Below are 12,127 nucleotides of genomic sequence, written 5' to 3'. Positions count from 1 at the left end.
ATAAAAAAATTTTTGATTTTCATAAGGAGGAAATCTTTAATGACAGTTAAAGTAGGTATTAATGGATTTGGACGTATCGGACGCTTAGCATTCCGTCGTATCCAAGATGTAGCAGGAATCGAAGTAGTAGCAATCAATGATTTAACAGATGCTAAAATGTTGGCTCACTTGTTAAAATATGACACGACTCAAGGACGTTTCAACGGAACTGTTGAAGTTCATGATGGATCTTTCAACGTAAACGGTAAAGAAGTAAAAGTTCTTGCTAACCGTAACCCAGAAGAATTACCATGGGGCGATTTAGGTGTAGATATCGTTCTTGAATGTACTGGATTCTTCACTTCAAAAGAAAAAGCTGAATTACACTTAAAAGCTGGTGCTAAACGTGTTGTTATCTCTGCTCCAGGCGGAAATGACGTACCAACAATCGTTTATAACACTAACCACGATATCTTAACAGGTAAAGAAACAGTTATCTCAGGTGCTTCATGTACGACTAACTGTTTAGCTCCTATGGCTAAAGCTTTACAAGATAACTTTGGTGTTGTTGAAGGTCTTATGACTACGATCCACGCTTACACAGGTGACCAAATGACTCTTGATGGACCTCACCCAGGTGGAGACTTCCGTCGTGCACGCGCTGCAGCAGAAAACATCGTACCTAACACAACTGGTGCTGCTAAAGCAATCGGTCTAGTTATTCCTGAATTGAACGGTAAATTAGACGGAGCTGCTCAACGTGTTCCTGTAGCAACTGGTTCATTGACTGAATTAGTAACAGTTCTTGACAAAAAAGTAACGGTTGAAGAAGTAAATGAAGTTATGGCTAAAGCTGCTAACGAATCTTACGGCTACAACACAGACGAAATCGTTTCTTCTGATATCGTAGGTATGACTTTCGGTTCATTATTCGATGCTACTCAAACAAAAGTAATGACTGTTGGCGACCAACAATTAGTGAAAACTGTTGCTTGGTATGACAACGAAATGTCTTATACTGCACAATTAGTTCGTACTTTAGAGTACTTCGCTAACTTATAAGATTCATTCTTATCATTAGTGAAATTTGAACAACTGTGAAATAATAAGCGGGGAAGCAACGCGCTTCTCCGTTTTTATTATTTTGTTTAAAAATACCTAAAAACTTTTTATAGATAGGAGTACTCCATAATGGCTAAAAAGACAATCAAAGATGTAGAGTTAAAAGATAAAAAAGTACTTGTCCGTGTTGACTTTAACGTGCCTTTGAAAGATGGTGTGATCACAAACGATAACCGTATCGTAGCGGCACTTCCAACAATCAAATACGTAATCGAAAACGGTGGAAAAGCGATTTTATTTTCTCACTTAGGTCGTGTGAAAACAGAAGAAGATAAAGAAGGTAAATCATTAAAACCAGTTGCTGAGCGTTTAGGTGAATTATTGGGCAAACCAGTAACTTTCGTTCCCGAAACTCGTGGTACTGAATTAGAAACAGCTGTCAACAACATGAAAGACGGCGACGTTTTAGTGTTTGAAAACACTCGTTTTGAAGATATCAATGGTAAAAAAGAAAGCGGAAATGACGCTGAATTAGGTAAATACTGGGCTTCTTTAGGCGATGTATTTGTTAATGATGCTTTTGGTACAGCGCACCGTGCGCATGCGTCTAACGTAGGAATCGCGTCAACGGGTATTCCAACAGTTGCTGGATTCTTAATGGATAAAGAAATCAAATTCGTTGGTGAAGCTGTTACTGCACCAAAACGTCCATTCGTTGCTATCTTAGGTGGCGCAAAAGTTTCTGATAAAATCGGCGTTATCGAAAACTTGATTTCTAAAGCAGATAAAATTCTTATCGGTGGCGGAATGACGTATACTTTCTATAAAGCTAAAGGTATGAACATTGGTAAATCTTTAGTAGAAGAAGACAAAGTTGAATTAGCAAAAGAATTGATCGAAAAAGCAGGCGACAAATTAATCTTGCCAATAGATTCGATCACAGCGGCTGATTTCTCAAACGATGTACCAACAGAAGAACATACTGGTGATGTTCCTGATGGCCAAATGGGTCTGGACATTGGCCCTGAAACAATTGCTTTATTCGCTCAAGCATTAGAAGGTGCAAAAACAGTTGTTTGGAACGGACCAATGGGCGTATTCGAAATGAGTAACTTTGCTAATGGTACAATCGGTGTTTGTGAAGCAATCGCAAACTTGGAAGATGCAACAACGATCATCGGTGGTGGTGATTCAGCTGCAGCGGCAATTCAATTAGGTTTTGCTGACAAATTCACTCACATCTCAACTGGTGGGGGCGCAAGCTTAGAATTGTTAGAAGGTAAAGAATTACCTGGATTAGCAGCAATTAACGATAAATAAAAAGGTTTCTTTTTGAACACTGTGATCGATATATACCATAATAAGAAAAGGATGTGCTTTTCCATGCGTAAACCAATCATCGCTGGTAACTGGAAAATGAACAAAACTTTAGCAGAAGCGCAAAGCTTTGCTGAGGCAGTAAAAAATGCTATTCCGTCAAAAGATGTTGTTGATTCAGTAATCGGATCTCCAGCGTTATTCTTAGCACCACTTGCTTGGAGTCTTAAAGATTCTGAAGTACAATTATCTGCACAAAACTGCTACTGGGAAAACTCAGGCGCTTTCACTGGCGAAAACTCACCAGCTGCTATTGCAGACTTGGGTATTCAATATGTGATTATTGGTCATTCTGAACGTCGTGAGTATTTCCACGAAACAGATGAAGATATCAACAAAAAAGCGAAAGCTATTTTTGCAAACAACATGACACCGATCTTTTGTTGTGGTGAATCTTTAGAAACTTACGAAGCTGGTAAAACTGCCGAGTGGATCGAAGGTCAAATCACAAATGGTTTAGTTGGTTTATCAAATGAGCAAGTATCTTCAATGGTTATTGCTTATGAACCAATCTGGGCAATCGGAACTGGTAAATCTGCTGATGCAAACATTGCAGATGAAATCTGTGGCGTTGTTCGTGCAACAGTTGAAAAATTATACGGTAAAGAAGTATCAGAAGCTGTACGTATCCAATACGGCGGTTCTGTAAAACCTGAAAATATTGCTGAATATATGGCAAAAGAAAACGTTGATGGTGCTTTAGTCGGCGGAGCGAGCCTTGAAGCAGACTCATTTTTAGCTTTGTTAGATGCGGTTAAATAATCACGGCTTATAACAATATACGCAATTAATCAAAGATTCATCGAATAATCTATGAATTATGCAAAAAATGTTTGCATAGCGCGCGTTTATTCACTACAATCATAATTAAGGGAATCGAATCCCCTTAGTATAAAACAAACTCAAAGGAGAGACAAAACATGTCAATTATTACTGATGTTTACGCACGCGAAGTCTTAGACTCACGCGGTAACCCAACAATCGAAGTAGAAGTATACACTGAAAGCGGTGCTTTTGGTCGTGGAATGGTTCCATCTGGAGCTTCAACTGGTGAATACGAAGCAGTTGAATTACGTGATGGCGACAAATCTCGTTACTTAGGTAAAGGGGTTGTTAAAGCAGTTGACAACGTTAATAACATCATCGCTGAAGCAATCATTGGCTACGATGTACGTGACCAAATGGCTATTGATAAAGCAATGATCGATTTAGATGGAACTCCTAACAAAGGTAAATTAGGCGCAAACGCTATTCTTGGTGTTTCGATCGCTGTAGCTCGCGCTGCTGCTGATTACCTAGAAATTCCTTTATACCACTACTTAGGCGGATTCAATACGAAAGTATTACCAACTCCAATGATGAACATCATCAATGGTGGATCTCATGCTGATAACAGTATCGACTTCCAAGAATTCATGATCATGCCTGTAGGCGCTCCTACATTCAAAGAAGCATTACGTTATGGTGCTGAAGTATTCCACGCATTAGCTGGAATCTTAAAAGCTCGTGGCTTAGCTACTTCTGTAGGTGACGAAGGTGGATTTGCTCCTAACCTTGGTTCAAACGAAGAAGGTTTTGAAGTGATCATCGAAGCAATCGAAAAAGCTGGTTATGTACCTGGTAAAGATATCGTTCTTGCTATGGATGCTGCTTCTTCTGAATTCTACGACAAAGAAAAAGGTGTTTACGTTTTAGCTGATTCAGGCGAAGGCGAAAAAACAACTGAAGAAATGATCGCATTCTACGAAGAATTATGTGCGAAATACCCAATCATCTCAATCGAAGATGGATTAGATGAAAATGACTGGGATGGCTTCAAAAAATTAACGGTTGCTTTAGGCGACAAAGTTCAATTAGTTGGTGACGATTTATTCGTTACAAACACAACTAAATTAGCTGAAGGTATTGAAAAAGGAATCGCGAACTCAATCCTTATCAAAGTGAACCAAATCGGTACTTTAACTGAAACATTCGAAGCAATCGAAATGGCTAAAGAAGCTGGTTATACAGCAGTTGTATCTCACCGTTCAGGTGAAACAGAAGATTCAACAATCTCTGATATCGCTGTTGCAACAAACGCTGGTCAAATCAAAACTGGTTCTCTATCACGTACAGACCGTATTGCAAAATACAACCAATTATTACGTATCGAAGACCAATTAGGCGAAGTTGCTGAATACAAAGGCTTGAAATCTTTCTACAACTTAAAAAATAAATAATTTTCGTTGATTATAAAGTAAAAAGGGACAACTGATTCTTGGATCTCTTCTCCTTATACTCATACGTAAAACCTCCTTTTACATTCGTAAGAGGAGGTTTTTTTACATCTTTAATAACCAGAATGGATTATAAAAAGAGCTGCTATTTAGCAGCTAAAAAAGTGGAAACAGGTTCTATTATCAAAAATAAAAAATCGGTGTTATACTAAAAAAAAACGAGGAGGGTGCAACATGAACCAATCAGATCTCCAGACTATCATGAAAAAGCAACGCGATTTTTTTAACACAAACCAAACAAAATCAATTCCGTTTAGAAAAGAACAATTGGAACAACTGTTAGTAAACATAAAAAAACACGAAGAGGATTTCTACTGGGCTTTTGAAAAAGACCTAAAAAAACCTAAAGCAGAAGTTTATGCAACAGAGTTAGGACTCGTTCTATCAGCAATAAAAGACATGCTTAAGAATCTTGATAAATGGACCAAACCAGTAAATAAACCAAGAGCTGTCTCGTCTTTATTAAATAAAAATACTGTATTTTTAGAACCGTATGGAACAGTCTATATTATTGGACCCTTCAATTATCCTCTTCAATTGACCTTAGTTCCTTTGATTGGGGCATTAGCATCTGGCAATTGTGCAATAGTAAAACCGTCATCAAAAACATCGAATGTAGCTGCTGTGATCGGTGCGATCATTGGAGAAACATTTGATGAAGAATATGTAAAAGTTCTTTCACCTAATTCAATTGACAATGCTTCTGTTTTAAAAGAACGTATGGATTTTATCTTTTTTACAGGAAGCACTAAAGTTGGAAAAATCGTCATGGAAGCAGCGGCGCAACACTTAACACCTATCGTCCTGGAACTCGGTGGTAAAAGCCCGGCAATCGTGACGGAACAAGCAGATATAGAGTTAGCTGCTGAACGAATTATGTGGAGTAAGTTGCTGAATACAGGACAAACATGCATTGCAACAGATTACGTGTTGGTAGATGAAAAAGTCAAAGAGCAATTAATTATCGCATTAAAAGAAAAAATCATTGAATTTTATGGGGAAAACATTCAATCCAATCCCGATTATGGTCGTATTGTTCAAGGACCAGCTATTGAGAAGTTTATTCAATTGATCGATGAAAATGCTCATTATTTGATTCACGGGGGCGAGTTTGACCAGAAAATACGATTTGTCGCACCTAGTTTATTTGATATTGGCTTAAGTCGTGAAAATAGTTTGATGCAAGAAGAATTATTTGGACCGCTTTTACCGATTTGTACCTATCGAGCGTTAGATGATGCGATTCAATTTGTTAAAGACGGTGAAAAACCTTTAGCGTTGTATTTATTCTCAGATGATCGAGACGTGCAAAAACAGATTTTACATGAAGTTTCTTTTGGCGGTGGTGGAATCAATCAAACAATTCTTCATGTAGCAAATGATGATCTGCCCTTTGGTGGAGTAGGTGCCTCTGGGATGGGCAATTATCATGGAAGATACAGTATTGAAACATTCTCTCACAAAAAATCAATTGTTTACGGTCGAAAAGATACCATGGGAAAATTGATTTATCCGCCTTATGACCAGAAAAAATTCGATTGGTTAAAGCGCTTATTATAAAAAAATGTAATAGATCAAGAATAAACAAGACAAAATAGAAGCTGGAATAGAGGTCTTTAACTCTCGAAAAATAAGCGGAAATTGACAAAATTATTCTTCAAATATTTTGAATCTCAGCTTATTTTCACAGTTAAAGATAACTTACCTCGCTATCTTTAAACGGAGGATCAATTTTTGTCTCATTTGATCTTTTCGCCAAATCTCATCGGATAATGTTCTTTCAATTAATATATCTCAATCTTAAATGGACCTCTTGCTTACTAGTGTAACCTTATCTTTAATAAAGTTGTGGATAAAAAGTGGAAACTATTTAAATAAAATGAAAATATGTAGAGTGTTATATGATAAAAAAACACTTTAGACGCATATGTTTTTTTCAAATACAATTTATTTGTTATAATAAGTTTATTAAAGTGAAAGGAGGAAATTTTTATGAAAACAAGAGCTGAATTGAAAAATGAGGCAAAAGGAGTACTTCGTGGTCGTTGGAAAGATAGTATATTGATGAGTTTGGTACCAACATTAGTCTCAATTGCAATCGGACTGCTTTTATTTTTCTTATTAGTAATACCCACGATTACCTTTGTTCAAAATAATTCAGATTTATTAAACAGCACTGCAAATTACGACGGAAACTCTGGAGGTAGCGGCGGTAGTTTTATCGGTGGTATCATAGGTGCATTGTTTAGTGCAGGGATCTCTTGGACATTCCTTGACCTTATAAGAGGAAAAAGACAAAATATTCGTCCATTTTCTGATGCGTTTAGAGGGTTCGGAGGACCAGTAGTGTTAGGTGTGATATGCATTTATTTATTAATGGCTATTTTCATTTTCTTATGGTCATTACTATTAGTTATCCCAGGAATTATTAAGGGCTATTCTTATTCACAAGCCTATTTTATCTACTATGATCGTTATGAAGAAACAGATATGCGACCAGGTTTTCTAGAGTGTATAACTCGTAGTAAGCACATGATGAAAGGATACAAAGGCCAATTATTTATATTGGACTTAAGCTTTATTGGCTGGCATATTTTAGCAATTTTAACAGCTGGTATTGGTTATCTTTGGTTAACACCATATATTACAGCAACCAAAGCCGCTTTTTATGAAAACTTACCAAAAACAACGACAGTTTAAAACGAAAAGTTGGGATGTAACTCTAAGAGTTATATCTCAACTTTTTTCTTGTTCTTTCAAGGAATTCTGTATTACAAAAATTTATAATTTGTTTATTTTCTTGTTAGAACCTGTTTAGAACTCCTCTGTATACTAAAGATAAGCAATAGGAAGTTGCAGTCGATTATATGAGGAGGAATAAAGATAATGAAAAATAAAAAAATCATCATAGGTATTTCAAGTTTAATGGTATTACTAGCAGGTTGTAATGCAGGAGCAAAAGAGTCAAATGATTCAAAAGACAGTAGTCAACAACAAACGGAACAAACAAAAAAGGCCAATAGTGAAAATAAAGGAGAGCAACTGACAAAGATTTTAGGTGAAACAAATTGGCAAGGAACAAAAGTATATGATAAAGATAATAATGATTTAACGAAAGAAAATGCGAATTTTATTGGGTTAGCAAAATATGATGGAAACACTGGACGTTATGAATTTTTCGATGCACAAACTGGAGAGAGTCGTGATGATCGTGGGACGTTTTTTATCACTAATGATGGAACAAAAAGAATTCTAATTTCAGAGACAATGGATTACCAAGCAGTTGTAGAACTTACTGAACTCACAGACAAAAAATTTACGTACACTAGAAAAGGAAAAGACAAAGCTGGAAATGAAGTAGATGTATTTGTGGAACATATCCCTTATAATGAAGAAGAGCTAATTTTTACAGAGCAAGAAAAACCACTTAATGCAACAACTGGAAAAATTGAAACAACAGAAAATGGTACTAAAATTTTAGGTGAAACGTTGTGGAATGGGACAAAAGTTTTGGATGAAGAGGGCAATGATGTAACAGAAAGTAATGCGAATTTCATTAGCTTAGCTAAATTTGATGCAGATACAAGTAAATATGAATTTTTCAATTTAGATACAGGGGTTAGTCGTGGTGATTTCGGTTACTTTGATGTTTTGAATCATAATAAAATTCGAGCACATGTCTCTATCGGTGAAAATAAATATGGAGCTGCACTTGAACTTACTGAGTTGAACGATAAAAAATTTACTTACAAACGAATGGGTAAAGATCAAGCTGGCAATGATATTACTGTTTTCGTTGAGCATGAACCTTATTCTGGAGAATATGATCCAGCTTTTAGTTTCTAAGAACATTTTCACTTATCATGTGGCTGTTTGAGCGGATAGCAACAGTCGTAATACCATAAATAATGTAAAGGAGATAATTATGACGATAAAAAAACGATTTCTTATTTCATATATTGGTGGTATTGCGATTGCTTGTGTATCTTTATTTTCAATCATCTGCATTGTTTTTTATGTAACAACAGGAAAAACCCCTACACCAGCGACAGTCTATAAAACATTTACGCAACAACGTTCGTTGAGTCCAGAAGAAGAACTTGCGTATATCAAATTACGAGGAATAGCCAAATCAGATCCAGAACAGTTGCTTAAACCAAGTGGAGAATTAAAGGAAACAATTCAAAAATTTGAAGCTGAATCATTAGGTGTCGTTGTCCGTAAGCAAGAAGCAATAGATTATTACTCGCAAGAATTGGTTGAAAAATCATTGATTGTTCATTTTCCCCAATTTGATGCGAATAATATTGAAACGAGAGGAACAATTGATAATGATGGACGTTTATATCGTTATATGAAATTCGACTTTTATTTTGAGGACCAAGTACCTGGTAGTCTTTTAGTGCTAAAAAAAGAGAACAATTTCTTGGAATTTATGACTAAATGGGGTGTTTGGGTGATTGGTGTGATTGTTTTGGTTACGATTGGTGGATTACTGTTTTTGAATCATCTATTAAGAAAAACGATCATTCATCCTTTGGAGAACCTTGGGGCAGGAATGGCGGAAATTCGGAATGGTCATTTGGATGCTTCAGTGGGAGCTCCAGCAAAGCCGACAGCATCTGAGGTGAAACAACTAACAGATGATTTTGAAAAAATGCGGGAATCCTTGATTCATTCAACCGAAGAACAAGAGAAGCTTGAAAATAACCGAAAAGAACTAGTAGCTAGCATTTCCCATGACTTAAAAACACCGATCACATCGATCATCGGTTATGTGGAAGGGTTGCTAGACGGTGTCGCTGATACTCCTGAAAAACAAGCAAAATATTTGCAAACGATCCATACAAAAGCCATTTCATTGAATGAATTGATCGAAGAATTATTTCTTTATTCTAAATTAGATGCTGAAGCAATTCCTTTTCACTTTGAGAAAATTAATATCAATGAGTTTTTACAACATATTATCGAAGAATTCCAATTACAAGAGAATCAAGTTTCTTTAAGATTAGTTAATCATCAGGAAATAGCGAGTTATGTCTTAGCTGATCGAATGCAGTTGAATCGAGTATTTATTAATTTGATTGAAAATAGCTTGAAGTTCAAATCTAGCAATCGGGCACTTGCAATCCAAGTAGATGTTTTTGAAACTGCTCAAAATACAGTGATTCAGTTCTCAGATAATGGACAAGGTATTTCAAAAGAACAACTACCTTACGTATTTGATCATTTTTACAGAGGTGAAGAAGCTAGACCAACAAATACAGGAGGTAGTGGATTAGGTCTTGCTATTGTTAAACAAATCATTGACATGCATGAAGGCGAAGTCAAAATTGAAAGTGAACTAAACTATGGTACGACCGTAACGATTTTATTAAAAAAACTTGAGGAGGACAGCTAAATGTCAAATGAAGTCTCACGCATTTTATTGATCGAAGATGATGCAAGTATTGCTGAATTACAAAAGGATTACTTAGAAATCAATCATATGGCGGCAGAAATTGAAAGTGATGGACTGGCTGGTCTGAATCGAGCGCTTAATGAAGCATTTGATTTAATTGTGGTCGATATCATGTTGCCATCTATGGATGGTTTTGAAATTTGTCGTCGAATTAGAGAAAAGAAAAATATTCCTTTGATGATCGTTTCAGCTAAAAAAGAAGATATTGATAAAGTTAGAGGATTGGGTCTTGGGGCAGATGATTATATGACTAAACCTTTTAGTCCAAGCGAACTTGTGGCTCGGGTCCAAGCTCATATCAAACGTTATCAACTATTGACCAAAACAAAACAAGTCAATGATACAGTGGAAAGTGGTCAGATCAGGATTGATAAAAATTCTCGCAGAGTTTTTGTCTTAGGAGAAGAGCTTATTTTTACCACAAAAGAATTTGATTTGCTACTTTTTTTTATGGAACACCCAAATCGAGTTTGGATGAAAGAACAGTTATTTCGCCAAGTTTGGGATATGGATGATCTGGATAGCGATATTTATACAGTCGTCGTGCATATTGGACGAATTAGAGAGAAACTAAAAAGAGGAAAATTATCTGAAATTCCTATAGAGACTATTTGGGGCAGCGGTTATCGTTTTAATGCCTAATACGTTATTAAAGGAGAAAACGCATGAAACACACACATAAACTTGCAGCAGTCTTTTTGTTTGCAGTTCTCGGGTTAACAGCTTGTAAATCTGATCAAACTAAAGTGGCAGAAAAAACAAGTCAATCATCTGAACCAGCTCTTTTTACACCTGCCTCATCTGTTGAGGTTGTACCAAGTGAAGAAGAGAAAGAAAAAGCTGCAAATGATTTGACCTTTGAAAACACATCGTACAATTATGATGTTGTAACAGGCGCAACCCAAACGACATTTGGCTCCAATCCAAAACCTCTGTATCCTTATGAAGAAAAATTAAAGAAAATGTTCTGGTCAAATCAGCCGCCATTAGGCTTGATGGAGGGTAATTATTATACAAATGATGGGTATTTTGATGTTGGAAATAAAGGAATCGTAGAGATTGTTACGGATGATACGAGTAAAATCATCAATGTTGAATTTAATGAATATGGTGCTGAAAATTATTACGAATCTAAATACTCAGGGGCCAACAAACGACTTTCTGATTACGCCTTCTTCCAAGCTCAAAATCCTAGAACAGATACTACATTAGTAACGGTCGTTAATGGTATCACCTTTGTTGAAAATCAAATGCGGGAAGAAAATCGAGTTGAAGGGAATTTTGAAACCGTCAGAGGCTCATCAACATCCGCTAGACAAGGGTTAATGGCGATAGCTGCTGAACTAAAAGATGAAATCAGACAACCCTCTAAAACAAAATATATCGGTTATGCTGAAGACTTTGGCGATGGCTTGATCGGCAGACTTCAGCTAACGGTAACAGATGGAAAAATCGATAGTGCCCGTTATGATGAATATTTTGCGGACCAACCAGAAAAAATTACTGCAGAGCAGCTAAAACAATACTATCGTCAATCAAAATATTTTTCTTTGACCTATAATGAAGCAACAAATAATGATTTTGTTACATTTTCTGATGCCTTAACCAAGGAAATCGTCGATAAGCAAGGATTGACAATTGAAAACAGCGAATTGACAAAACATCCTTCATTTGCTTCTTATCAGAAATTAGCCGAGCAGATCGATCTTTAATGAAGTCATGTGATTGAAATGGTCGTTGTTGGTGTGGTTTATGTGATGAGCAATAAATCAACATGGACTAAATAACTTTCCAATAAATAACACGATTTAACCGCCTATCCATCCGAATTGCGAGTACTATGTAAAGAGCTTTCAAACGAAAATAATCTAGAAAAATAGTGACTTAAAAAAAAGGCATTGAAGCAATAAGATAAAGAGAGGGTAAGACAGAAGCGTTTATTCGAAGTCTATAAGGCTAGGATATAACTCGT

Annotated in this window: 10 protein-coding genes; all 10 read left to right on the top strand. The window is 36.2% G+C overall.

The features are described from left to right. Positions 1-39: 39 nt before the first annotated feature. The 10 genes from gap to IGI43_RS05860 all read left to right on the top strand — a co-directional run bounded on the left by gap (position 40) and on the right by IGI43_RS05860 (position 11,867). Positions 40-1,041, top strand: a complete 1,002-nt coding sequence (gene gap / locus IGI43_RS05905; RefSeq protein WP_069646063.1) for a type I glyceraldehyde-3-phosphate dehydrogenase — start codon at positions 40-42, stop codon at positions 1,039-1,041. Between the two features lie 129 nt (positions 1,042-1,170). Next, the gene (locus IGI43_RS05900) at positions 1,171-2,361 is read left to right on the top strand and encodes a phosphoglycerate kinase (RefSeq protein ID WP_438756898.1); all 1,191 of its coding nucleotides are present in this window, start codon (positions 1,171-1,173) and stop codon (positions 2,359-2,361) included. Between the two features lie 63 nt (positions 2,362-2,424). Then, on the top strand, positions 2,425-3,180 hold the full coding sequence (tpiA, locus tag IGI43_RS05895; RefSeq protein ID WP_438756897.1) for a triose-phosphate isomerase: 756 nt from the start codon (positions 2,425-2,427) through the stop codon (positions 3,178-3,180). Positions 3,181-3,338: 158 nt separating this feature from the next. Next, the gene (gene eno, locus IGI43_RS05890; protein ID WP_438756896.1) at positions 3,339-4,637 is read left to right on the top strand and encodes a phosphopyruvate hydratase; all 1,299 of its coding nucleotides are present in this window, start codon (positions 3,339-3,341) and stop codon (positions 4,635-4,637) included. 231 nt (positions 4,638-4,868) lie between these two features. Beyond that, complete coding sequence (locus tag IGI43_RS05885; RefSeq protein WP_438756895.1) at positions 4,869-6,254, top strand: aldehyde dehydrogenase family protein; 1,386 nt, start codon at positions 4,869-4,871, stop codon at positions 6,252-6,254. Positions 6,255-6,686: 432 nt separating this feature from the next. Then, entirely contained in the window at positions 6,687-7,394 is a 708-nt protein-coding gene (locus tag IGI43_RS05880) for a DUF975 family protein (RefSeq protein ID WP_438756894.1), read from the top strand. A 186-nt stretch (positions 7,395-7,580) separates the two neighbouring features. Next, positions 7,581-8,540: a DUF4822 domain-containing protein gene (locus IGI43_RS05875; RefSeq protein ID WP_438756893.1), complete on the top strand. Its 960-nt coding sequence runs from the start codon at positions 7,581-7,583 to the stop codon at positions 8,538-8,540. Positions 8,541-8,619: 79 nt separating this feature from the next. Then, positions 8,620-10,095 (top strand): sensor histidine kinase, encoded by a 1,476-nt coding sequence (locus IGI43_RS05870; RefSeq protein ID WP_438756891.1) that lies wholly within the window; start codon positions 8,620-8,622, stop codon positions 10,093-10,095. Continuing rightward, positions 10,096-10,797: a response regulator transcription factor gene (locus IGI43_RS05865; RefSeq protein ID WP_438756890.1), complete on the top strand. Its 702-nt coding sequence runs from the start codon at positions 10,096-10,098 to the stop codon at positions 10,795-10,797. 23 nt (positions 10,798-10,820) lie between these two features. Further along, positions 10,821-11,867, top strand: a complete 1,047-nt coding sequence (locus IGI43_RS05860) for a hypothetical protein (protein WP_438756889.1) — start codon at positions 10,821-10,823, stop codon at positions 11,865-11,867. Positions 11,868-12,127 lie beyond the last annotated feature (260 nt).

The organism is Enterococcus sp. AZ126, from assembly GCF_051714545.1.
Lineage (GTDB): Bacteria > Bacillota > Bacilli > Lactobacillales > Enterococcaceae > Enterococcus_L.
The sequence above is the reverse complement of the archived record's forward strand: the minus strand, read 5'-3'. Positions and strand labels throughout refer to the sequence as shown.